The 24,257-nt window shown below is 63.8% G+C and carries 19 protein-coding genes; 7 read left to right on the plus strand and 12 right to left on the minus strand.

Annotated features, from left to right (window positions below; genetic code table 11):
- Positions 1-228 precede the first annotated feature (228 nt).
- The 3 genes from AC6H34_RS25770 to AC6H34_RS25780 all read left to right on the plus strand — a co-directional run bounded on the left by AC6H34_RS25770 (position 229) and on the right by AC6H34_RS25780 (position 3,737).
- Positions 229-1,128, plus strand: coding sequence for a sugar kinase (locus AC6H34_RS25770; RefSeq protein WP_448147784.1), 900 nt, complete (start codon positions 229-231; stop codon positions 1,126-1,128).
- Between the two features lie 33 nt (positions 1,129-1,161).
- Complete coding sequence (locus AC6H34_RS25775; protein WP_497540677.1) at positions 1,162-1,698, plus strand: DUF1697 domain-containing protein; 537 nt, start codon at positions 1,162-1,164, stop codon at positions 1,696-1,698.
- Between the two features lie 107 nt (positions 1,699-1,805).
- Positions 1,806-3,737: an aq_1923 C-terminal domain gene (locus AC6H34_RS25780; RefSeq protein WP_497540678.1), complete on the plus strand. Its 1,932-nt coding sequence runs from the start codon at positions 1,806-1,808 to the stop codon at positions 3,735-3,737.
- Between the two features lie 41 nt (positions 3,738-3,778).
- Here AC6H34_RS25780 and AC6H34_RS25785 read toward each other — a convergent pair whose 3' ends face one another.
- Both AC6H34_RS25785 and aspS read right to left on the minus strand, forming a co-directional pair.
- Positions 3,779-6,106, minus strand: coding sequence for an NADP-dependent malic enzyme (locus tag AC6H34_RS25785; protein ID WP_497540679.1), 2,328 nt, complete (start codon positions 6,104-6,106; stop codon positions 3,779-3,781).
- Positions 6,107-6,213: 107 nt separating this feature from the next.
- Entirely contained in the window at positions 6,214-8,031 is a 1,818-nt protein-coding gene (gene aspS / locus AC6H34_RS25790) for an aspartate--tRNA ligase (protein ID WP_448147788.1), read from the minus strand.
- Positions 8,032-8,221: 190 nt separating this feature from the next.
- Here aspS and rnd point away from each other — a divergent pair, with 190 nt between their 5' ends.
- Positions 8,222-9,394: a ribonuclease D gene (gene rnd, locus AC6H34_RS25795; RefSeq protein ID WP_497540680.1), complete on the plus strand. Its 1,173-nt coding sequence runs from the start codon at positions 8,222-8,224 to the stop codon at positions 9,392-9,394.
- A 98-nt stretch (positions 9,395-9,492) separates the two neighbouring features.
- Positions 9,493-10,746: a D-amino acid dehydrogenase gene (locus AC6H34_RS25800; RefSeq protein WP_448147790.1), complete on the plus strand. Its 1,254-nt coding sequence runs from the start codon at positions 9,493-9,495 to the stop codon at positions 10,744-10,746.
- 138 nt (positions 10,747-10,884) lie between these two features.
- Here the strand turns inward: AC6H34_RS25800 and AC6H34_RS25805 are convergent, their stop codons facing one another.
- The 7 genes from AC6H34_RS25805 to parC form a co-directional block, all read right to left on the minus strand.
- Complete coding sequence (locus tag AC6H34_RS25805; RefSeq protein ID WP_448147791.1) at positions 10,885-12,477, minus strand: Ppx/GppA family phosphatase; 1,593 nt, start codon at positions 12,475-12,477, stop codon at positions 10,885-10,887.
- Between the two features lies 1 nt (position 12,478).
- Positions 12,479-14,662 carry an RNA degradosome polyphosphate kinase gene (locus AC6H34_RS25810; protein WP_448147792.1) on the minus strand — a complete coding sequence of 728 codons (2,184 nt, stop codon included), beginning with the start codon at positions 14,660-14,662 and terminating at the stop codon, positions 12,479-12,481.
- A 106-nt stretch (positions 14,663-14,768) separates the two neighbouring features.
- Positions 14,769-15,458, minus strand: coding sequence for a P-loop NTPase family protein (locus tag AC6H34_RS25815; RefSeq protein ID WP_497540681.1), 690 nt, complete (start codon positions 15,456-15,458; stop codon positions 14,769-14,771).
- Positions 15,455-16,543, minus strand: a complete 1,089-nt coding sequence (locus AC6H34_RS25820) for an AI-2E family transporter (protein ID WP_448147794.1) — start codon at positions 16,541-16,543, stop codon at positions 15,455-15,457. The genes AC6H34_RS25815 and AC6H34_RS25820 overlap by 4 nt, the downstream gene beginning before the upstream one ends.
- Before the next feature lie 34 nt (positions 16,544-16,577).
- A complete protein-coding gene (locus AC6H34_RS25825) occupies positions 16,578-17,108 on the minus strand; it encodes a CDP-alcohol phosphatidyltransferase family protein (protein ID WP_497540682.1) in 531 nt (176 codons plus the stop codon).
- Between the two features lie 112 nt (positions 17,109-17,220).
- On the minus strand, positions 17,221-18,027 hold the full coding sequence (locus AC6H34_RS25830; protein ID WP_497540683.1) for a L,D-transpeptidase: 807 nt from the start codon (positions 18,025-18,027) through the stop codon (positions 17,221-17,223).
- A 227-nt stretch (positions 18,028-18,254) separates the two neighbouring features.
- Positions 18,255-20,504 carry a DNA topoisomerase IV subunit A gene (gene parC / locus AC6H34_RS25835; protein WP_497540684.1) on the minus strand — a complete coding sequence of 750 codons (2,250 nt, stop codon included), beginning with the start codon at positions 20,502-20,504 and terminating at the stop codon, positions 18,255-18,257.
- Positions 20,505-20,732: 228 nt separating this feature from the next.
- On the opposite strand from parC, the gene AC6H34_RS25840 reads away from it, so the two are divergent.
- Positions 20,733-21,716, plus strand: coding sequence for a patatin-like phospholipase family protein (locus AC6H34_RS25840; RefSeq protein ID WP_448147798.1), 984 nt, complete (start codon positions 20,733-20,735; stop codon positions 21,714-21,716).
- Between the two features lie 13 nt (positions 21,717-21,729).
- Here AC6H34_RS25840 and AC6H34_RS25845 read toward each other — a convergent pair whose 3' ends face one another.
- The 3 genes from AC6H34_RS25845 to AC6H34_RS25855 all read right to left on the minus strand — a co-directional run bounded on the left by AC6H34_RS25845 (position 21,730) and on the right by AC6H34_RS25855 (position 23,197).
- Positions 21,730-22,305, minus strand: a complete 576-nt coding sequence (locus AC6H34_RS25845; RefSeq protein WP_497540685.1) for a DUF4865 family protein — start codon at positions 22,303-22,305, stop codon at positions 21,730-21,732.
- Between the two features lie 113 nt (positions 22,306-22,418).
- Positions 22,419-22,802: a cupin domain-containing protein gene (locus AC6H34_RS25850; protein ID WP_497540686.1), complete on the minus strand. Its 384-nt coding sequence runs from the start codon at positions 22,800-22,802 to the stop codon at positions 22,419-22,421.
- Positions 22,802-23,197 (minus strand): tautomerase family protein, encoded by a 396-nt coding sequence (locus tag AC6H34_RS25855; protein WP_448147801.1) that lies wholly within the window; start codon positions 23,195-23,197, stop codon positions 22,802-22,804. Before AC6H34_RS25855 ends, AC6H34_RS25850 begins: the two co-directional genes overlap by 1 nt.
- 121 nt (positions 23,198-23,318) lie before the next feature.
- Between AC6H34_RS25855 and AC6H34_RS25860 the strand changes: the two genes are divergently transcribed.
- Positions 23,319-24,233, plus strand: coding sequence for a LysR substrate-binding domain-containing protein (locus AC6H34_RS25860; protein WP_497540687.1), 915 nt, complete (start codon positions 23,319-23,321; stop codon positions 24,231-24,233).
- The last annotated feature ends 24 nt before the right edge of the window (positions 24,234-24,257 follow it).

Consider the following 24,257-nt stretch of genomic DNA (forward strand, 5'->3'; position numbering starts at 1 on the left):
CCACACCCAGCCCCCGCCGGCGGTTTCCCTTACCGACTCAACCCAAGCTGAATGACACCGACATACAAACTTCCCCGACGAAAACAAGTTCCAGCAGCGGTTTCCCCTATTTGTAAGAGGATTTCTCGCGGCAAAACTGCCTTCGCAACTGCGAAGAGGCCGCTTGCGCCGGAGGGCCATGACCATTAAGCGGGAATGGTTGTGTGATCTCGTTCGGAGCGACAAGCGATGGAAGCGCTCTTCATCGGCCATGCCTATATCGACGTTACCTTCATCGCGGACGATATGCCTCAGGGCGACGACAAGTCCGTCGCCAAGGACTACGCCGTCGCCTTCGGTGGCAACGCTACGACGGCTGCCTTCTGCTGCGCCAAGCTGGGCGTGATTCCCGATCTCATCACGACCAACTCGAACGACTGGCTCGGCCGCATGTTCATGGACATGGCCGCCAAGTACGGCATCTCCGTCCATCCGCGCAAGGTGCGGCGCTCCTCGCTTTCCTTCATCATGCCGAAGGATGGCAAGCGCGCCATCGTGCGCGCACGCGACGACGAGTATCTACACCCCTACCCCCACCTCAATCTCGGCAATTGCCGGGCGCTGCATCTGGACGGCCATCTCGCCGACGCGGCGCTCTACTATGCCAAGGAATTCAGGAAGCTCGGCCGGCTGGTATCGCTCGATGGCGGTGGCCTGCGTTCGAACACGGACGAACTGCTAAATTTCGTAGACGTGGCGGTGGTGGCCGAGCGCCTGTGCGAGCAGATGCATCTCACCGAGACCGAGATGCTCGCCTATCTCAAGAACAAGGGATGCAAGATCGCCGGGGTGACTGCGGGTGAACGCGGCATGCTCTGGTATGACGAGAGCGGCAAGGTGCAGCATCTGCCGGCCCTGAACGTACCCAAGGCCGCCGTGGTCGATACCAACGGTGCCGGCGACATCTTCCATGGTGCCTATATGTATTCCTATCTCAGCCGCCCGCTCTCGCGCTGGGAGGAGCACTTCCGTTTTGCGCGTGCCGCGTCCACCCACGCGATTCAGTATCTGGGCAACGAAGCCAAGCTGCCGACCCGCGCCGACATCGAATCCATCGAGACGCGGTTCCAGCCGGTGCCGGTGGCGTGAGAACGGGCCACCGCAAGCGCTGCCGGGGAGCCTATGGCCGCCTATGTCGCGCTTCTGCATAGCGTCGTGCTGACGCCGCAGCGCCGGGTCGTCATGAGCGATCTGCGCGCGATGGCAGGCGAGATGGGCCTCGCCGCGCCGCGAACGCTGGCATCCACGGGTAATCTCGTCTTCGAAACATCGGCGGCCAGTGTGCACTCGCTGGAAGACCGGCTCGAAACGGCTTTCCGGATGCGCTTCGGCAAGCACGTCGATATCCTGGTTCGCGAAGCCCGTTCATGGGGCGCGACCGCGGCTGCCAATCCCTTTTCCGAAGCGTCCGAGCGTGACGGCAGCCTCGTCTTGCTGCGCGTCATGCGGACGCCGTTGCCCGCCGAGGCGAGCGGGATATTGGAACCCTATCGCGCACCGGCGGAACTGCTCCAGATCGTAAACGGCGACCTGTGGGTCTCCTTCCACGACCGCCCCAGCCAATCCCGCCTGCTTGGTGCCCTATCCACCCGGCGGCTGGGCGCGGGAACGCTCCGAAACTGGAATACGGTTCGTGGTCTGGCCGAGATGCTGGGTTGAGGTGAGCGATCGCGGATCGGAGTGCAGGTTCGCGGGTTGACTCGCGCGGCGCAAATTTCGATCTACAGCCGGCTCGATCGCCTTCTCCGCCTCGACAAGGACAACAGATGATTCGCCTGCCGCGCCTCGCCGGTTCGCCTTCCTTTCATACGGCATTGCGAAAGCGGATCGTTCCCGCCCTGCTCTCCCTGGCCGTGGCTGGCGGCGCCCATGCTCAGGATACCGGCCCTGCCCGAGAGCCAGGCCTTGTCATCGGCACGACGTCCTCGGACGAAGCTTCGGGAACGAGCGTCCTCGACAATGTCGACATTTCCTCCAACGGCTTGTCCATCCATGTCGCGCATCTCACCCTGAAGGCCGTCAAGCGCGGGAACGGCCAATTTGCGGCTAGCGACGCTGAGATCGAGGGAGCTACTCTCAATTTGGCAGGCAGCGACCACGCCGCAATTGAGATTCCCCATGCCTCGCTCCATGCCATAACCGGCTTCGTCCCGGACGAAGCATCGCTATCGGCTGCCGGTGCCCCTGGCAGACTTCCGCCGATTGTCGACATGCTTCTGGCGATCAAGGCCGGACGTATCGAGATTCCCGAGATCCGGTTCAAGACCGATGACCGCAATGCCGAATACCGCGACGTCGTGTTGACGGGCCTGGACAGCGGCAAGCTCGACAGCGTCGCGACCGGACGTATCACCGGTCTTCGCGACGGCCGCGTGCAGCTTGCGCTGAGCCGCCTGCTTGTCACGGGTGCGGACTTCCGCCCCTATGCGAACTGGCTCGACGATATACGCGCGGCGAAGGCGGCGCCCGGCCTGAAGACGGTGTGGGATACCTTCGAGATCGGGGATCTTCATTTCGTCGAGCCCGACGGCACCAGCGATGTCAGGAAAGTCACCATTTCCGGCTTGAAGCTTGCGCCTCCCGGCGGCAAGCCGTCGGAAATAGCTGCCACGCTCGGGCAATTGGGCGCCAACCCCTCCTATGCGGACGGACATCCCGCGGAAATCGTCCGCCTCATCAGGGCCGTTGCGCCAGCCTTTTCCCTGGACAGCATCATGCTCGAAGGCCTGGACATAAGGAGCAACGAGGAGCAGCCCGTCTCCGCCGGCTTGATGCGGATCGAATCCATCTCGGCAAGCGGCGTCGGCGAGATCCGCCTCGGTGATCTCGCGGGCGTGTCGAAAGATGACAACCAGCCCTTCACGATGGGATCCGTATCCCTGCGGGGCCTCAATGTCGGGAACCTCGACAAGTTCCTCGACGCCATCGAGGCCGGCACGCCTCCGAAGGCAATCTCCCTGGCGGACTATCCTCAATTGCGCGCAGCCGGCTTCGCCTTGAGCGATTTCAGCGGCGAGACCGCCGATCAGGGGCCGATCCGCATCGAAGGCTTTACTCTGGACGCTCCACAATGGACGGGCCTGCTGCCCTCCCGGCTGAGCCTCCATCTCAAGGGCCTCTCGGGGCAGGCACGGACCTTGAACGATGCGGGAGGACGGGAAACCTTCAGGAAGCTCGGCATCGATACGATCGTCATCAATGCCGATGCCGATCTTGCATGGAACGAGGCAGACGGAACCCTTGCCTTGGGGCCAACATCGGCAGAGATCGAGCAATTCGCGAAGCTGTCCGTCGACGGCAGGCTCGGAAATGTGCCTAAGAGTGTATTTCTGGATCCAGCCGGCTCTTATGCGGCGCTGCTGTCCGCCGATATCCGCAGCCTTTCGCTCGGGCTGGATGAGCGGGGCAGCGTCCGCAAGATGCTCGACATTTCAGCCCACGAAAACAATGTGGATGTTCAGCAACTGCCGAAGGGACTCGCCGCGCTAGCGTCTGCCAGGATGACGGGGCTGCTCGGCGCCGTGAATGCGGAGAAAATATCGGCCGCGCTCGAACTGTTCCTCGCCGATCCTGCTCGCCTGCGGATCGACATGCATGCGAAGAGGCCGATCTCCCTTGCCCCCTTGGTGCTCGGCGGGGCCGACCGGCTGCTCGACCAGATCAGGAACAACGTCACCGTGGACGCGCGGGCAGACTGATTGCCCGCGCAGGAAGCGCTACCGGAGACGAGGCGCCGATCTCAGCCCTGGGCGGCCTGTGCTTCCGCAACAGCGACCGCCGTCATGTTCACCACCCCCCGTACCGTGATGGCACGGTTGAGAATGTGGGCCGGCTTGGCGGCGCCGATCAGGATCGGCCCCACGGGCAGGGCATCGGCGAGCATGCGGGTGAGCTGGAAGGCAATGTTGGCGGCGTCGAGATTGGGCATCACCAGCACATTGGCCTCGCCGCGCAGGCGGGAGGAACTCAGCTTGAGGTCACGCAGGGATTCCGACAGCGCCGTATCCGCCTGCATCTCGCCATCCGCCTCGAGGTCCGGCCGCAATTGAGTAATGATGTCGAGCGCTCCGCGCATCTTGCGGGCGGACTCGGTATCGTAGGTGCCGAAATCGGAATGCGACAGCAGCGCGATCTTGGGATCGAGACCGAAACGGCGCACATGCTCCGCCGCCAGGATGGCCATCTCCGCGATTTCCTCGGGACAGGGATCGGGCTTCACCTGCGTATCGCAGATGAAATACGCTCCCTTCGCCGTCAGCGCGAGCGACAGGGCCGAATAATCGCGCACGCCGGGCGCCAGGCCGATGATCTGCCTGACATAGCGCAGGTGCCGCATATAGGCGCCTTCCAGGCCGCAGATCATCGCATCGGCATCGCCGCGATGCAGCGCCAGCGAGGCGATGACCGAGGTGTTGGAGCGCACGATGGTGCGGGCCGTATCGGGCGTGACGCCGCCGCGGCCGGCGAGATGGTGGTAGAGCGACCAGTAATCCTTGTAGCGAGGATCGTCCGCGGGATCGATGACCTCGAAGTCCCGCCCGGCCCGGATGGTGAGCCCGAAGCGCTGGATGCGTGTCTCGATGACCGAAGGACGACCGATCAGGATCGGCTTGGCGAGCCCCTCCTCCAGGACGACCTGCGCCGCACGCAACACACGCTCATCCTCGCCCTCTGCATAGACCACGCGCTTCGGATCGGCCTTGGCCGCCGTGAAGAGAGGCTTCATCAGGAAACCGGAGCGGAAGACGAAGCGTGTCAGGCTCTCGGCATAGGCCTCGAGATCGATGATCGGCCGGGTGGCGACGCCCGTCTCGTTGGCGGCGCGCGCCACGGCTGGCGCGATGCGCAGGATCAGGCGGGGATCGAAGGGCGAGGGAATGAGCGACTCCGCGCCGAAGCGGCGCGTCTCGCCTCCGTAGGCACGGGCGACCACATCGGACGGCGTCTCCCGGGCGAGCGCCGCGATCGCTTCGACAGCTGCGTGCTTCATTTCCTCGTTGATGGTCGTGGCGCCGCAATCCAGCGCTCCCCGGAAGATGTAGGGGAAGCAAAGGACGTTGTTGACCTGGTTCGCGAAATCGGACCGGCCGGTGCAGATCATCGCATCGGGGCGCACCTGCTTGGCGAGTTCCGGCATGATCTCCGGGAAAGGATTGGCGAGCGCCATGATCAGCGGGCGTGGCGCCATGCTGGCCACCATTTCAGGCTTCAGCACGCCGCCGGCCGACAGGCCGAGGAAGACATCCGCACCCTCGATGATCTCGCCAAGGGTTCGGGCCGAGGTCTCCTGCGCGTAGGGTTCCTTCCAGGGGTCCATCAGCTCGGTGCGACCCTTGTAGACCACGCCCTTGATGTCCGAGACGTAGATGTTCTCGCGCCTGGCGCCGAGCGAAACCAGGAGGTTGAGGCAGGCAAGCGCCGCCGCCCCCGCTCCCGATGCCACGATCTTCACATCGGCGATCGACTTGCCGGCCAGTTCTAACCCGTTGCGCACCGCTGCGCCGACGATGATCGCCGTGCCATGCTGGTCGTCGTGGAAGACCGGGATCGACATGCGCTCGCGAAGCAGGCGCTCGACCTCGAAACACTCAGGCGCCTTGATGTCTTCGAGATTGATGCCGCCGAAGGTAGGTTCGAGAGCCGCTACCACCGTGACGATCTCATCGACGTTCTTCGGCGCGATCTCGATGTCGAAGACGTCGATGCCGGCGAATTTCTTGAACAGGACGGCCTTGCCCTCCATCACCGGCTTCGAGGCCAGCGGGCCGATGTCGCCAAGGCCGAGCACGGCCGTGCCGTTCGATACGACGGCGACGAGATTGGCGCGGGCCGTGAGGTTCGCGGCCTCCCGCGCATCGGCATGGATCGCCTCACAGGCCGCGGCCACGCCCGGCGAATAGGCCAGGGCCAGGTCGCGCTGGTTGCCGAGAGGCTTGGTGGCCTGGATCTCCAGCTTGCCGGGCCGCGGGTGGCGGTGGTAGATCAGCGCCCCCGTGCGCAGATCCTCGGACATGGTCGAGGCGCTTGGCGTTGCGGGAGACGTCGCGCCGGACTGGCCATCGGACATGGAGTTTTCCATCCTGTTGTGCGAGCGGGCTCCCTGAGGGGAACCCGCCACGTCTTCTTATGCTCGTCTCGCTGTCACACGCCATAGTCCCGGTGGAGGCGAGAGACCTATTTTTCCTGCACATTCAAACGAATATGCAGTTCGCGCAACTGCTTGGGGGTTGCTTCCGAAGGAGCGCCCATCAGAATGTCCTCGGCGCGCTGGTTCATCGGGAACAGGGCAACCTCACGCAGGTTCTGCTCGCCCGCCAGCAGCATGACGATGCGATCGACGCCGGCCGCCATGCCGCCATGGGGCGGCGCGCCATACTGGAAGGCGCGATACATGCCGCCGAAACGCTCGATCACGGTTTCCTCGCCGTAGCCGGCGATCTCGAAAGCCTTCACCATCGCTTCCGGCTTGTGATTGCGGATGCCGCCCGAGGCGATCTCGAAGCCGTTGCAGGCGATATCGTACTGGAAAGCCTTGAGCGTCAGCGGGTCCTGGCTCTTGAGTGCTTCCAGCCCGCCCTGCGGCATGGAGAACGGATTGTGGGAGAAGTCGACCTTCTTCTCGTCCTCGTTCCACTCATACATCGGGAAATCGACGATCCAGGCGAGTTCGATCGCGTTCTCGTCGATCAGCTTGAGGTCGGTGCCAACCTTGGTGCGCGCCATGCCGGCGAATTTGTAGAACTTGTCCGGGGCACCGGCGACGAAGAAGGCCGCATCGCCCGCCGTCAGGCCAAGCTGCGTGCGGATCGCCTCGGCCCGCTCCGGCCCGATATTGTTGGCGATCGGCCCGCGCGCTCCGATACCCGTCGCGCCAGGAGTGGCCTTCTGGGTTGTCTCGTCAGCAGCCTTGTCGAAGAACAGGATATAGCCGAGGCCGGGCTGGCCCTCGCTCTGCGCCCAGGAGTTCATGCGGTCCGCGAAGGTGCGCTGCCCGCCGCCCGGCGCCGGGATCGCCCAGACCTGGTTGGCGGGATCTTCCAGAAGGCGCGCGAAAACCTTGAAGCCCGAACCGCGATAATGCTCGGAAACGTCCTGCATCACCAAGGGGTTGCGCAGGTCCGGCTTGTCGGAACCGTATTTGCGGATCGCCTCGGCATAGGGAATACGCGGCCAGCCTTTGGTGACCTTCTTGCCCTTGGCGAATTCCTCGAACACGCCCGTGATCACCGGCTCCATCGTCTCGAAGACGTCTTCCTGGGTGACGAAGCTCATTTCGAGGTCGAGCTGGTAGAATTCGCCCGGAAGCCGATCGGCGCGGGGATCTTCGTCACGGAAGCAGGGCGCGATCTGGAAGTAGCGGTCGAAGCCGGCCATCATCAGGAGCTGCTTGTATTGCTGCGGCGCCTGCGGCAGGGCGTAGAACTTGCCGGGATGGATGCGCGAGGGCACGAGGAAGTCGCGCGCGCCTTCGGGCGAGGAAGCCGTGAGGATCGGCGTCTGGAATTCGTTGAAGCCCGCCGCCTTCATGCGGGTGCGCATGGAATCGACGACCTTGCCGCGCAGCATGATGTTGTTATGGATGCGTTCGCGGCGCAGATCGAGGAAGCGATACTTGAGCCGCGTCTCCTCGGGGTAGTCCTGCTCGCCGAACACCGGCAGGGGCAATTCCGCTGCCTGGCCCAGCACCTCGATCTCCCGGACATAGACCTCGACGAGGCCGGTCGGCATTTCAGGATTCTCGGTGCCCTCGGGCCGCCTGCGCGCACCGCCGTCGATGCGCACCACCCATTCGGAGCGCAGGGTTTCGGCCGTCTTGAACGCCGGGGAATCGGGGTCCACCACGCATTGCGTCAGGCCATAGTGATCGCGCAGGTCGATGAAAAGCAGGCCGCCATGGTCGCGAATGCGGTGGCACCAGCCGGAGAGCCTCACGTCCTGCCCGACGTGCTCGGAGCGAAGATCGGCGCAGGTATGCGAGCGGTAACGGTGCATCGAAGTATCTTTCAGGGTCATGTTTCCGGCCATAGACCCCAACGCCCCCACCGCCGTCAAGGCTCGGGGAAGAATTCACCGCCCCGCGGACAGGAACGGATGTGAAATTCCCGAGCATCCGCCCTTGTATCAAGGGGTTGTGTGCTGCCCAACCTTGCGTTGGCGCCTCCGCTGGTCGATAAGCATGATTATGCCACAATCTTCATCAGCGTCCGTTCCCATCATCACCACCACCGAAGCGCTTTCCGAAGCCTGCAGCCGCTTCGCTTCGCATGACTTCGTGACCGTCGATACCGAATTCCTGCGCGAGACGACGTTCTGGCCGAAACTCTGCGTCGTACAGGTTGCAAGCCGCGAGGAGGCCGTTGTCATCGATGCGCTCGCCGACGGAATCGAGCTCGTGCCGCTCTTCGAGCTCCTGCGCAACGAAAAGGTGCTCAAGGTCTTCCACGCCGCCCGTCAGGACATTGAGATCGTCTGGCATCTTGCCGGCTTCATTCCAACGCCTGTCTTCGACACGCAGGTCGCCGCCATGGTGCTCGGCTATGGCGACTCCATCGCCTACGACCAGTTGGTCCAGCGCGTGACCAACGCGCATATCGACAAGTCGTCCCGCTTCACGGACTGGTCGAAGCGACCTCTCACGGTGGCGCAGGTCAACTATGCGGTCTCCGACGTCACTCATCTTCGTGACGTCTACCTCAAGCTTGCCGCCCAGTTGGAAAAGCGCAAGAGAACGCATTGGGTGCTCGACGAGATGTCGGTGCTGACATCGCCCGATACCTATCGACAGGCGCCTGAAGATGCATGGCGACGCGTCGGCGGCCGGGTACGCAAGCCACGCGATCTCGCGGTGCTCATCGAGGCGGCGGCGTGGCGCGAACGCGAGGCGCAGTCGAAGAACGTGCCGCGCTCGCGCGTGCTCAAGGACGACGCCCTCACCGAGGTCGCGCTCCAGGCGCCCGACACGCCTGAGAAACTCTCTTCGATCCGCATGATTCCCAAGGGATGGGAGCGTTCGCGCCCCGGCCTCGAACTGATCGAGGCCGTGAAGGCGGGATTGGCACGCGATCCATCCACCCTCCCCCGTGTCGCTCCTCCCCGCATCGCCAGCAACGGCGCCGGCGCCACGGTCGAGCTCCTCAAGGTCCTGCTGAAGATGGTCGCGGAAAGCCAGGGCGTGGCCGCCAAGGTCATCGCCACCACCGACGACCTGGACCTCATCGCCGACAACGACGAGGCCGAAGTCCCTGCCCTCCATGGCTGGCGCCGCGAGCTTTTCGGGGAAAAGGCACTCGCGCTCAAGCAGGGCAAGCTCGCGCTGGCGATCGAAAGAGGCAAGGTGACCGCGATCAACCGATAGCGGCACCGTACCCGTTTGTGATACCGATGCCTGGAATGCTGCAGTGCAACAGATTCGGCGGCAAGGCATTCGGTGGGCATTAGGAATTTGAGGTCTTCATGAAGGTCGCGATTCTCGGAAGCGGCGTAATCGGGGTTACCTCCGCCTATTATCTCGCCAAGGCCGGGCACGAGGTCGTGGTCTTGGACCGCCAGAGCGGTCCTGCCCTAGAAACCAGCTTCGCCAATGCCGGCGAGGTTTCGCCGGGCTATGCTTCTCCGTGGGCGGCGCCGGGCATTCCACAGAAGGCGATACGCTGGCTCCTTATGAAACATGCGCCGCTGATCCTGCGCCCCAAGGCCGACCCGGCGATGGTGGCATGGGTCTGGCAGATGCTGCTGAACTGCACGGCGGAGCGCTACGCCGTGAACAAGGGGCGAATGGTTCGCCTCGCCGAATACAGCCGCGACAAGCTCATCGAACTGCGCGCCGCGACCGGCCTTCGCTATGACGAGCGCATGCAGGGTACGCTCCAGCTCTTCCGCACCCAGAAGCAACTCGACGGCATCGGCAAGGATGTCGAGGTCCTGAAACGCGACGGCGTCCCCTTCGAGGTGCTCGATCCCGACGGCTGCATCGCGTCCGAGCCGGCCCTGGCCAAAGTGCGGGAGTTGATCTGCGGCGGCCTGCGCCTGCCCAATGACGAGACCGGTGACTGCTACAAGTTCACCGTCGCCCTTACGGAGCTGGCGAAGGAGCTCGGCGTACAGTTCCGGTACGATACGCATGTGCAGCAGTTGCGCTTCACGTCAGATCGCATCGAAGGTGTGCAGACGGCAGCAGGTCTCGAGCAGGCCGATATCTACATCGCCGCCTTCGGTAGCTACACGCCGGCGCTCGTGAAGCCGCTCGGCCTGCAGGTGCCCGTCTACCCGGTAAAGGGCTACTCGCTCACGATCCCCATCGTCGACGAGAGCCGGGCGCCCGTATCCACCATCATGGATGAGACCTACAAGATCGCCATCACTCGCCTTGGCGACCGTATCCGTGTCGGCGGCATGGCAGAGATCTCCGGCTTCAGCAAGGATCTGCCGCCGCCTCGCCGCGATACGCTGGCGCAATCGGTGACGGACCTCTTTGGCGGCGCGGGCAATCTGGACGCGGCGACCTTCTGGTCTGGGCTCCGCCCGATGACACCCGACGGAACCCCGGTGATCGGCAAGACGCGCTTTTCCAACCTGCTGCTTAATACCGGCCACGGTACGCTCGGCTGGACCATGGCCTGCGGCTCGGGCCAGGTGATCGCCGACATCGCCAGCGGCCGCAAGCCGGACATCGAGGTCGGCGACCTCGCACTGAGCCGTTACAACTGACCGAAAAACCGCCGCGCCGGGCAGTTAGCCCAGCCGGACACACGGCAACTTCCGGCATTTCGCGACGATTTCGTCCGAAAATTGAACGCGCCGTTGCCATCGCTTCAAGAGCGGGCGAGTGCGTCGGCGCTCGAGGCCCTATTCCGCCGCCACGTCCACGGGATCCGTGATGCGCACAAGCGGCTCGCGGCCGATCAGGCGGCCGAGAGCCTTCAGGCGGGTTGCAAGGCGCTCGCCCGCAAGACCCTCGAGGTCCCTGGGAATGTCGAGCAGCAGCTTGCCGTGGCTGACATGGAGCGGAGCGCGCGGCAGCACGCCTGGCATCGAGGCCGAGAGGATGTAGCCCACCCGCAGCAGGCCGCCGAGGATGCGCGCCCGGTCGAGGATGCGCGTCGTCGCGATCTCGCGGATACGCGGCGAAAGCTCGTCGTCGTTCAGGCCGACATGGCGGAAGAAATTGGCAACCGCCATATAGGCACGACCCCGATGGTCGATGCCCACGAAGGCCGCGTTGGCGATAATGTTGAGGCTCTGCTCGCCTCGATAATCGGGATGGGCGCGCCAGCCTATGTCGGCGACCAGGCAGGCAGCATGGCGCTGGCGCCGCTCGTCCGCCGTTTCGTCGATATTGGTCGACGACATGAAGCGATCGCCCCAACGCACGAGTTCCTCGCCGTGCTGGGGCGAGCGCGAACGCAGTATATTCAGCTCGCGAGCCGCTGTGATGAGCGGATCGAGCTTGCGATCCTCCTCGCTCAGCAGCGAATAAAGCAGGCCCTCCCGCACACCCTGGGCCGAGATGACGATCTCGCGGGGCTTGCCGATCTTGATGATCTCCGCGAGCACAGCCGCGCCGTAGGCGAGCAGCGGCAGGCGGCCCGCCGATACCGTCTCGTTACCGATCAGCGTCGTATTGTCCACGCGCATGACCAGCTTGCAGAAGTCGAGCATCTCCCTGGCGGGGACGCTGTAGCCGTGCATGATATGGAGGGGATAGCCGAGCTGCATCATGTGAAGCTTGGCGAGCGAGCGCCAGGTGCCGCCGACCGCGTAGAAGCTGCGATCCTTCAGCATCCGCAGCGGCTCGGCCTTTTCCAGCCAATCCTGCGCGATTTTCGAGGCCTTGCGGATGTTCTGGACCGAGGCGTCCTGCAGGGCCAGGCCGCCGAGGGGCGTCGTCATGCCGGCACCGGCCCGGTGGCCATGCACGTCGATCAGTTCCAGCGAACCGCCGCCCATGTCGCCGACGACGCCATCCGGCATATGGAAGCCGGAAATCACGCCATAGGCCGAAAGGCGCGCTTCCCTCTTGCCGGAGATGACCTCGATCTGCGTGCGGCAGATCTCGCTGGCGCGGGCGATGAACTCCTCGCCGTCATCGGCATCGCGCGCGGCGGCAGTGGCGAGGACATAGAGCTCCTTGACGCCCATGGTATCGCAGAGCGCCCGGAAACGCACCAGCGCTGCATAGGCCTTGGCGACGGCCGCCGGATCGAGACGCCGGGTCATCATGACGCCGCGGCCAAGGCCGGCGAGGACCTTCTCGTTGAAGATCGATGTCGGGCTGCGCGTCAGCCCCTCGTACACGACGAGACGCACCGAATTGGAGCCGATGTCGATCGTGGCGATCGGCGGCCCCTGGCAGATGCGTCCCTGGGCAAAGCCCGGCTGGCCCGGCCTGGCCATCTGCGTGCCCGAAGGCCGTGCCTGGGTAGCCGCGGTATCCGGCATGTCAGCGCCGCCGGCTGAGGAGAGTTCTGGGTGAATTATGTTCAAGAGACTTGCCTCGTCCCGATAGGCTGGGATTTGTCATGAAATACTTATGCGCATTGAACGGTTCCTCATCCGGTAGGGGAACTATGCGTTCCGCGGAACCGTCGGGCAAGATGCGCCAGCTCTGTTGGTTGTCGATAAGATTGGCGATCATGATCTGATCCAGCACCTGCTCGTGCACGGTGGGATTCAAAATCGGACAGAGCGCCTCGACGCGGCGGTCCAGATTGCGCTCCATCAGATCGGCGGAGGAAATATAAATTACCGCTTTCTGGTGCGGCAACCCGTGCCCTCCCCCGAATGCATAGATGCGGCCATGCTCGAGGAAGCGCCCTACGATCGACTTTACCCGGATATTGTCCGAAAGCCCGGGGACGCCCGGCCTCAGGCAGCAGATGCCGCGCACGACGAGATCGATCTGCACACCGGCCTGGCTCGCCGCGTAAAGCGCGTCGACGATCATCGGATCGACGAGCGCATTGCATTTAAACCAGATCGCGGCAGGACGCCCGGCCTTGGCATGCTCCATCTCGGCGGAAATATGGTCGAGGATACGCTGCTTCAACGAAACCGGCGATACCGCCATGCGCTCCAGCGCAGCCGGCTCGGCGTAGCCGGTGATGAAGTTGAAGATGCGGGAGACGTCCCGGCCGATCACCGGATCGGCCGTGAAGAACGACAGGTCCGTGTAGATGCGCGCCGTGATCGGATGATAGTTGCCGGTCCCCACATGGCAATAGGAAACGAGCTGTCCCATCTCGCGGCGGACCACCAGGGAGAGCTTGGCATGCGTCTTCAACTCGATGAAGCCGAACACCACCTGTACGCCCGCCCGCTCCAAATCCCGCGCCCAGCGGATATTCGCCTCTTCGTCGAAGCGGGCCTTCAGTTCCACCAAGGCGGTGACGGACTTGCCGGCCTCGGCCGCTTCCGCCAGCGCCTTGACGATCGGACTGTTCGAGGATGTGCGGTAGAGCGTCTGCTTGATGGCGACCACATTGGGATCCCGCGCCGCCTGGTAGAGAAACTGGACCACCACATCGAAGGATTCGTAGGGGTGATGCACCACGATGTCCTTCTGCCGGATGGCAGCGAATGCGTCCGAGCCGTGATCCCGGATACGTTCGGGCGAACGCGGCGTGTAGGGCTTGAACTTCAGGTCAGGCCGATCCAGGGCCACCAGTTGCGAGAGCTCGTTGAGCGCCAGCATACCCTCGACCTGGAAGACCGCATCGTCGGCGACATCGAGCTCCTCGGTAACGAACTGGCGGATGCTTTCGGGCATGCCGGCCTCGATCTCGAGGCGGATCACCACGCCGCGCCGCCGCTGTTTGAGGGCGGTTTCGAACAGCAGGACGAGGTCTTCCGCCTCTTCCTCCACCTCGAGATCGGAGTCGCGGACGACACGGAACGAACCCTGCCCCTTGACCGTATAACCGGGGAAGAGCTTGCCGATGAACAGCACCGCGAGGTTTTCGAGCGTGATGTAGCGGGCGGCGCCCGTCTCCGCGAAATCCGGCAGGCGGATGAAGCGTTCGACCTTGTTCGGCGCGCGGATCAACGCATTCAGTACCCGGCCGTCGCTTACGCGCTTGAGCTGCAGGGCGATGGTAAAGCCGAGATTGGGAATGAAGGGGAACGGATGGGCGGGATCGACCGCCAGCGGCGTGAGGATAGGGAAGATATAGCTGAGGAAATAATCGTCGAGCCAAGCTCGCTCCGCCTTCGAGAGATCCTTCGGCTCGGTGATCACGATGCCTTCGAGCAGCAGGTCGTCGCGCAACTCGTTCCAGCGCTTCTGCTGGTCGGAGGCGAGACGCGACACACCCTCGCCGATCTTCACGAGCTGTTCGGCGGGCGACAGCCCGTCGGGGCTGCGCGCAGTCACGCCTTCGCGAACCTGGCCGATCAGGCCCGCGACACGCACCATGAAGAACTCGTCAAGGTTGTTGGCGGAGATCGACAGGAAACGCAGTTGCTCCAGCAGCGGATGGCTCTTGTTCGATGCCTCTTCGAGAACCCGGCGATTGAACTGCAGCCAGGACAGTTCGCGGTTGATGAAGCGATCCGGGCTGGTCCGCAGGGCGATCGCGTTCTCGATCGCGACCTCACGTAGCTCGTCCTGCGTCTCCTCGGTCCGCATCACAACTTCCTCTGCCGAATCTGTCTCGCTGATCATGGCCCGCGCCGTTCGCTGTCGCTCTACGCCGCCTTTGTGACAGTACTGTCACAAACGGGACGGCGCAGGGTCACTCATTTTCATTCGATTGTGCAAGAACTTCCTCCAGCAGCTCTCCGGCCAGCGCGCGGGTGATGCGCCGCCCGCGCGACAGGCCCTCGCGATCGAGCACCGCGACGGCGCTCCGTGCCGCCTCGAAGGAACGCTCGATGCGCCTGACCAGGAAATCCACCACGCTTGAGTCGACGATGAGCTGGCGGTCGAGGAAGAGTTTCACCAGCAGCATGCGGAACAGGTCGTCGTCCGGCGTGTCGATGGTGAGCACCGTCATGGCTCGAAGGCGGGATACGAGATCGGGCAGGCTCAGGGACCAGCGGTCGGGCGGCTGGTTGGCGGTAACCAGCAGTGAGGATCCCGTCTCGCCGACGAGGTTGAGGAGATGGAAGAGCGCCCTCTCATCAATGCCGGCTCCGGCATCCTCGATCACGACAGCCTTCCGGGCCACCAGTCCCGGCACACTCGCCTCGGCCAGCATGCCGGCCGGCATCGTAATGGCGCCGGCCATGTCCGACCAGATCGCGGCAAGATGGCTTTTGCCCGAACCTCTCGGTCCGATCAGGAGCGTGCGCCTGGCGGGCCAATCGGGCCAGCGCTCGATGAAGGCATAGGCTGCCTCGTTGGATGGCGAGACAAGAAAGTCCTCGCGGCTGAACGAGGTCAGCGGCGGCAGGTCGAGCGCCAATTGCCGAGGAGCGGTCATCGCGGATGTTCCGGCGGCGGCGAAGCGATGTGACCGGTATAATAGGGGCTTGCGAGATAGCGGCCAAGCGCGAAGCGCACGAGCACGCCGATCGCGGCAGCGACCGGCACGGCCACGAGCAGGCCGATGAAGCCGAAAAGGCTACCGGCCGCCAGCAGCGAGAACATCAGCCAGACCGGATGCAGGCCGACCGATCCGCCCACCAGGCGCGGGGAAAGCACGTAGCCCTCCAGCACCTGGCCGAGGCCGAAGATGATGGCGACATAGACGGGCAGGTGCCAATCCGGCCAGACCTGCACCAACGCCACCGCGACCGTGACGACGAAGCCGAGAATGGATCCGACATAGGGAATGAAGGAGGCCAGGCCCGTGCACAGCCCGATCAGGAAGCCGAAGCTCACGCCTATGAAGGTCAGGCAGGAGCCGTAGAACAGGCCGAGCAGCACGCAGACGGTGGCCTGCCCGCGCACGAAGCCCGCGATCGCGCGATCGATATCGCGGAAGATGCCGCGGATGGACTCGGCATGGTCGCGCGGCAGCCAGCTGTCGACCCTGGCGATCATATGGTCCCAGTCGAGCAGGATGTAGAAGGCCACCACCGGCGTGACGATCAAGGCGCTGACCACGCCGATCACCGCCTGCCCGCCGGACCAGATCGAGGAGAGGAAACTGCCGAGAAGGGCGGCGCCCTGCCCCACATAATCGCCCAGGGACTTCTGGATATCCTGGATCCGGTCTCCCACCAGGCTGCCGAGCCATCCTTGATTGAGCTCGGCCAGAATACGCTGCAGGGAGGAGACATAGGTCGGCAGGCGCTCGCGCAGGCCGTTGAACTGGCTGCCCAGCACCGGCACGAGCAGGAGTATCGCGAGCACGAAGATCAGGATGAAGCACAGCAGGATCACGGAGGCGGCGGCCCAGCGCGGCAGGCCAAGGCGCTCCAGCCTGTCGGCGATGGGATCGAGAAAATAAGCGATCGCCAATCCGCCTATGAAGGGAAAGAGCATGCTCTGCAGCAGCCAGACCAGCGCGATGAACAGCGCCAGCGCACCCAACCAGAAATAGATCTGCCGTTGAAAGCTCATGCCATACTCCCCGAACCTTCAACCCGATCCGCCGTCAGCTCGCCATATGGTTGAGCCACTGGCGCACATAGGCGGCAGCGGAGGCAATGGTCAAGGCCGCGACGACGATGCTGCCCACCTCGACGAGGAAGGGAAAGGCCCAGCCCGTCCCCTTGGCGAAGAGCACCAAAACGACGAAGGCGATCTGCGCGGCCGTGTTGACCTTGGAAAGCCGCAGGGGAGCGATCGTCATCGGCCGGTCCATGACCCAGGCGACGAGAACCGCGCCGATGATCATCAGGTCGCGGAAGACGGCCAGGATCACGAGCCAGAGCGGCACGACGCCGACGATGCCCAACGTCACGAAAACGGAAACCAGTAGCGCCTTGTCCGCAAGAGGATCCAGCACGGCCCCTAGTTCGCTACGCATGTTGAAATGCTTGGCGATGTAGCCGTCGATTCCGTCGGACAGGCCGGCGATCAGGAAAGCGGCGAACGCCCAGCCCCACGCGCCCGCGCCGATGCACCACACCGCCAGCGGCACGAGACAGAGTCGGAAGATGGTGATCAGGTTCGGTATCGTCATCCTGGGAGCGCGGACACATGGCCCGCCCTTGAAACAGCACCGAATGAGGATATAACGCGCGCCCTCCGGGAGCCATACCGCTTCGGGGATGGAGCGGCGCCCGCTTTCCCGGCTACAGCACGACCACGGTCGTGCCGACGCCGACCCGGTTGTAAAGGTCCATCACGTCGGGATTGGCCATGCGGATGCAGCCGGACGAGACGGCCTTGCCGATGGACTTCGGCTCATTGGTTCCGTGAATGCGATAGAGCGTATCGCCGAGATAGAGCGCCCTGGCTCCGAGCGGATTATTGAGCCCGCCGTCCATGTGATCGGGCAGTTCCGGGCGGCGCGCGATCATCTCCTTGGGCGGCGTCCAGTCCGGCCACTCGCGCTTGCGGCTGACGGTCTGCGTGCCCTTCCAGGAGAATCCCTGCTTGCCGACTCCGATCCCGTATTTCAGCGCCGACGTGCCGTCATCGAGCACGTAGTAAAGCCGCCGCTCCTTGGTGGAAATCACGATCGTACCGGGCGCATAGCCGGAAAAGGGCACGACGGTACGCTGGATCGGCGATTTAAGGAGCGAGGCCTGCTCGTCATCCTTGGTGCCGGAATCGAAATTCGGAGCGATCTGATCGGGATCGATCGACGCGTTCTGCTGTTGGCTGGACCGACGCCTACCCTGGAAATCGCCATCCTCATCGCCGTAATAGCCGTTGGGATCGTCGCGATAGTCGTAGGGATAGTCCAGTTGGCGGTCCGCGCGATAATCCGCCGGCGGCTCCTGCCAATAATGCGACCCACGCGGCTGGTAAACTCCGCCATCGTCGGGAATATCGACATAACCGCGCGGATACGCCCAATCCTGGGCCTGCGCCGCCCCACCCAGCGCGAGCAATGCCGCCAGGGGCAACAAGAACTTCAGTCTGACCGTCATCATGCAATCCATATTTCCCGGCGCCAGCGTCCGGTTGCCCTTGCGCAAACAAGGCAGAGTGTGAATACGATCTTGGAGACGACGGGCATAATTGTGGCAGAGACAGCGGCACAAAGCCGCTATTTTTTTACGACTTATTCACCATGGGTTCAGGATGAACGTGATTCCCTGCTGTCTGGCCCTCACGTGCTGCCAGCCGGCCGAGGCGACAACGAGTGTCACGGCAACCCTTACTTGCCCGTGAACCTGTTGTTCTTCGGGAAGCCCTTTGGCGGAAGGCGGCCGGCGTCGGCACGGTTCCCGGTCCATTCCACGAGGTCCGTCACCGTCCAGGTGCGGTCGGAGGAATCGGTCCAGGTCAATCCCTGGGCCTTGTCGAAAACGCGAATGTCGGAAAGACCGCCATCCTTGTACTTCTGAAGCCGGACGCCCCTGCCCCTCGACATCTCCGGTATTTGGTGCAGCGGGAAGACCAGCATTTTCCGGTTCTCGCCGATAACGGCCACCATGTCTCCCACCACCGGCACGATGACCTTGGCTTCGGCCAGCGCATCGACATTGAGAACGGACTTGCCCTTGCGCGTATTGGCGAGGATGTCGTCCTCCAGCACCACGAAACCCCGCCCGTCCGTCGCCGAGATTAGCAGCTTGCGGCCTCCCTGGTAGGCGAAGACGTCGAGTACGTCGGCCCCCTCGTCGATATCCACCATCAGACGGATGGGCTCGCCCATGCTGCGTCCACCAGGCAGCTTGGAAGCCTCGAGCGTATAGACCTTGCCGTTGGTGGCGATGACGAGGAGCTTGGCCGTGGTCTCGGTTTGGAAGCCTAGCTTGAGCCGGTCGTCCGCCTTGAAACTGAGGCCGGACAGGTCACTCAGATGGCCCTTCATCGCGCGAATCCAGCCCTTTTCCGACACGATGACGGTAATCGGCTCGCGCTCGACCATCGCCTCCGTCACGGTGGAGAGGTCGATATTGCCGGCCTTGGATGCATCTATCTCGGTCCGGCGCTTGCCGAGCGGCGTGTCCGGCCCGTACTTCTTGGCGACCTCGCCGATCTGCCAGCCCACCGTCTTCCATTGAAGAGCTTCGGAGGCGAGGAGCTTTTCGATCCCCTCTTTCTCCTTTGCAAGTTCCTCGTGCTCCCGCTTAAGCTCCATCTCCTCGAGCTTGCGCAAGTTCCGCAGCCGCATGTTGAGGATGGCCTCGGCCTGCACATCGGTGAGTTCGAAGGCCTTGATGAGCTCTTCCTTGGGCTCGTCCTCGTAGCGGATGATGCGGATCACCTCGTCGAGGTTGAGATAGGCGATGATATAGCCGGCCAGCACCTCCATGCGCCTTTCGACGGCGGCCAGGCGATGCTTCGAACGACGGATCAGCACGACACGACGGTGGCTCAGCCATTGCTGCAGAGCCTCGCCAAGCGAGAGCACCCTCGGCACCTGGCCATCGACCAGCACATTCATGTTGAGGGGGATACGGCTCTCGAGTTCCGAGAGCTTGAACACCGACTCCATCAGCACGGCTTCGTCGACATTGCGCGACTTCGGCTCGATGACGATGCGCACATCCTCGGCCGATTCATCCCGGATGTCGCCCACCAGCGGCAGCTTGCGCTCCTCCAGAAGCTCGGCGAGCTTCTCGATAAGCCGGCTTTTCTGCACGAGCCACGGAATTTCGGTGATGACGATCACCCAGGTCCCGCGCCCCAGGTCCTCCTTGTGCCAGCGGGCACGCACGCGAAAGCCGCCGCGGCCGCTGCGATAGCTTTCCTCGATCGAGCCCGCGCTCTCGATGCAGATGCCGCCGGTAGGAAAATCCGGACCCTTGACGAATTGCAGGAGATCGGAGGTCGAGGCCTTGGGATTGTCGATGAGATGCAGCGCCGCCTGGCAGAGCTCATAGGCATTGTGCGGGGGGATCGAGGTCGCCATGCCCACCGCGATGCCCTGTGCGCCGTTGGCGAGCAGGTTCGGAAAGGCGCCGGGCATCACCACCGGCTCCTCGTCCTCGCCATTGTAGGTGGCGCGAAAATCCACCGCGTCCTCGTTGATCCCCTCCAGGATCAGCATGGCCGTATCGGTCAGGCGTGCTTCGGTGTAGCGATAGGCAGCGGCGTTGTCGCCGTCGATATTGCCGAAATTGCCCTGTCCGTCGACGAGCGGATAGCGCTGCGCAAACCCCTGCGCGAGGCGCACCAGCGCATCATAGACGGCCTGGTCGCCATGCGGGTGGTACTTACCGATGACGTCGCCGACGACGCGGGCGCATTTCTTGAAGGCCTGGTCGGGGTCGAGGCGCAGCAGGCGCATTGCGTGCAGGATGCGCCGGTGCACGGGCTTGAGTCCGTCGCGCGCATCCGGCAAGGCCCGGCCCATGATGGTGGAGAGCGCATAGGCAAGGTAGCGCTCTTCCAGCGCATCGCGCAGGTTGACCGCTTCAATCCCGTCGCCCGCCGGCGGATCTTCCGTCTCATCCATGCGGTTGACTTACAAAAAAGAGGTGATTCGGGGCAAGCCATAGCCCTTAGGATGAACAGCCGGCCAGGCAATGACGTGATATTGTGTGTGGATGATGGTGTCGGTCACCATTTCGACAAGGCGGGCGTGCTTCATACCGACTGGATAGTCTCTAGTTCTTTTCAGCGTCTGTACGGTCAGGAATTCATCATGTTTCAGGCTTTACCATGGAGGGGTCAGGGAAATGTCGTGGAACTGCCGCCGCCGTCCGAAGACGAGATTGCCAAGCCTCCGCGTCCGGTGATCGGCCTGGCGCTGGGCGGGGGCGCCGCGCGCGGCTTTGCCCATATCGGTGTGCTACGCGTCCTGAGCGAAGCCGGATATGACGTCGATGTGATCGCCGGGACCTCGATCGGTGCCGTCGTCGGCGGCTGCTACATTGCCGGCAAGCTCGACGAGATCGAGGAATGGGCGCGCAGCCTGACCAAGCGCCGGGTCCTCAATTTCCTGGATTTCAACTTCGGCGGCAGCGGGCTGATCTCCGGTGCCAAGCTGGCGCGCATGCTGCAGGATGGCCTCAGCGGGATCCAGATCGAGAATCTCCGCATGCCTTTCGCGGCCATCGCGACGGAGATCGGGCCAGGACACGAGATCTGGCTGACGCGCGGCAATCTCGTCACCGCCCTGCGCGCCTCCTACGCCCTGCCCGGCATCTTCGAGCCGGTTCGCATCGGCGGCCGCTGGCTCATGGACGGCGCCCTCGTCAATCCAGTGCCCGTCTCGGCCGCTCGTGCCCTCGGCGCGCGTGCAGTGATCGCCGTCAACCTCAATGGCGAGCTCACCGGCCGCGGCGGCGTCATCCATACGTTTGGAGCCGATTCCGAACATGACGATCCGCCGATACCAGGCCGTCGCACCCGCGGCGCCCGAGCACTCGGCGCGGCGAAATCACTGGTACGGGGGCGCTTCGGCTTTACGGCACAACCGGCCGTGCGGCGGACGCGCAACTCGCCCGGTATCCATACGGTCATGATGGAAGCCTTCAACATCACGCAGGACCGCATCTCGCGCTCGCGCCTCGCCGGGGACCCGCCGGACGTCTCGATCGGCCCGCGGCTCGGCCGCATCTCTCCCTTCGACTTTCACAAGGCGGCTGAGATCATAGAACTCGGTGCCGACGCGACGGTTAAGTCGCTCGATTCGATCAGGGAGACGATGGAGGCGCTGGCCTGAGGACGATCCGCCGCTATCCCAGGATCGCGTCGAGCTCCGGCATCGAGATATGCCCGACCTCATAGCGCGCCTCGTTTTCGGCCGAGGGCTCGCCGGCCCATAGCGTAAAGGTCACGATCTTCCAGGACTGGGGATCGACAGCCACGGCCGCAAGACAGACCTCCGGCTGACCCGCCCGTTGCACGGTAGAAGCAAGAGCGGATGACACCGCCGCCGCAGGATCGGCATCGGGCTCGATGTCCACCTCCTTGATCGTCGCGTTCCTGGCCGCAGACAGCGCCTGCCTGCCCAGGTGGCATGCAGCTCCCGCCCAGTGCCGCACTGGCGGCCTGCCGAAGGAAGAGACGATGCCGCCAAAGCCGCGCCCACCCCAAAGGAACCCTCCCATCCCCTGCGCTGAAGCCCAGAGATAGAAGGTGGCGTATTGGTTGACGGCGGAGCCGGCGACTCCTTTTTCGCGGACCAGATAGGCCTTCACCCCCAGACCCGGAAGATCGTCCAGGAGCGGGCCCTTGGTGGCGATACGCTCTCGGATGTTATCCATGTCGTAATCGGCCGGGAGCGTGATGGCGTAATGCATGGCGTACATGATTGGTAACAGCCTCTGGACAAAGCCAGGCGGCCCGAATGGGTCCAGACCTAACATACGGAAATCACAAGCATTTCAAGATTCACAACAATCCGGCTTGAAGGCAGGATGCGTCAGCTGGGCTCCAGCCAATGCACGGCCGCACCGTCCTGCATCGGCTGGATGCTCGCGTAGATCAGGACGCTTCGCTCGGAAGCGCCATGCCAATGTTCCTCGCCGGGATGGAACCAGATTGCGTCCCCGGCCCGGATTTCGACGATCTCCCCGCCTCGCCGCTGCAGCAGGCCAACGCCGCTGACGGCGAGAAGCAACTGCCCGCGCGGATGGCTGTGCCAATGCGTGCGGATGCCGGGATCGAAGGTGGCGCGCATCGCCGTGAGGTCGCCATCCTGCTCTCCGGTGAAGAGATGTTCCACCCAAAACGGCCCGGAGGCGATGCCCTCCGGTGCCCGCTCGATGGCCGAGCCTGCGCGGATCAACGATGTCGGAGCCGTCATCACGCCGCTTCCTCCAGCGCCATCTGGGCCAGGCCGTTGCTGAACGACCAACCGTCGCGCTCCGTGGTGGTGATCGTCACCATGATGTCGTCAGGACGCAACCCGGGCGCATCCGCCAGGAGCGTTGCCAGGCGCTGGTAGAACTGCTTCTTCATCGAGGTGCTGCGCGGGCGACCGGCGATGATCGCGATATAGACGAAGTCATCGGAGCGATGGCCGGCGAAATAGCTGCGATCATAGATCAATGCGCCCGGTTCAAGTTCGTCGATGATCTGGAAGCGGTCGTTGGCGGGCACATCGAAGGCCTCGACCAAGGCGCGGTGCACATTGTCGGCAAGTGCGTGCCGATAGTCCGGCGACTTTCCCTTGGTGAGAGAGATTCTGGCGAGAGGCATGATGGGTTCCTCCGAGAGGGTGAAAGGCCTATTGCCTTGACCCTCCCATCATGCCCCTCCATAATCGTACTTAAAATCAGGAAATTTTTGATCATCAATCCCATAAAATGGGACAATTATCATGCGCCATACCAATCTCGACCTCGATGTCCTGCGCAGTTTCGTGACGGGCATGGAGCTCGGCAGCTTCGCGCGGGCCGCCGATCACCTGGGACGCTCGACCTCCGCCATAAGCGCCCAGTTGAAGAAACTGGAAGACCAGGCCGGCACCGCGGTCTTTCGCAAGGCAGGCCGGGGCCTTGCCCTCACGGATGCCGGCGAAATCCTCCTCGCCTATGCCCGACGGCTGCTGGATCTCAACGATGAAGCCATGTCGGCGCTCGGCGGCGGCGATGTCGCCGGCAACATCCGTTTCGGCGTGCAGGAAGATCTCGGCGAAACCCTTCTCCCCGAAATACTCGGTCGCTTTGCACGCGCTCATCCCAAGACTCAGATCGAAGCCCGCCTTTCCCGCAATGCCGACCTCCTGCGCAGACTCGCCCTGGCCGAGCTCGACCTTGCCATCACCTGGGGCGACGCGACGGGAGCCACGCTGACGGGGGTCAGCGGCGAGCATCTCACGGACGTGCCGATGCGGTGGATCGGGCCGGCGGATCACCTCCTGCTCGAAGATGTGGTGAGGAAGGGCGAACCGGTACCGCTGGTGATGTTCGAGGCGCCCTGCCTTTTTCGCACGGCCGCGACCGAGGCGCTGGACCGGGCGAGCATGCCCTGGCGCATCGCAGTCACCAGTTCCAGCCTGTCGGGTCTTTGGGCCGCCGCGGCGGGGGGCCTCGGCGTTACCCTTCGCACGGAGATCGGCCTGCCCGGCCATCTCGCTACGCTCGACGCCGACAACGCCCTGCCTGGGGCCCTGCCTTCGGTTCCCTTGCTGCTGCATCGCACGCAGGCCCAGCAGACCTCGGCCACCGACAGGCTCAGCGAGATCATGCGCGAGAGCCTACGGCAACCCACGCTCCGCAAGCGCGCGGCCTGACCCGGGGCGATTGTCGCTCCATGC

This window comes from Labrys sp. ALF-8 (assembly GCF_059699065.1).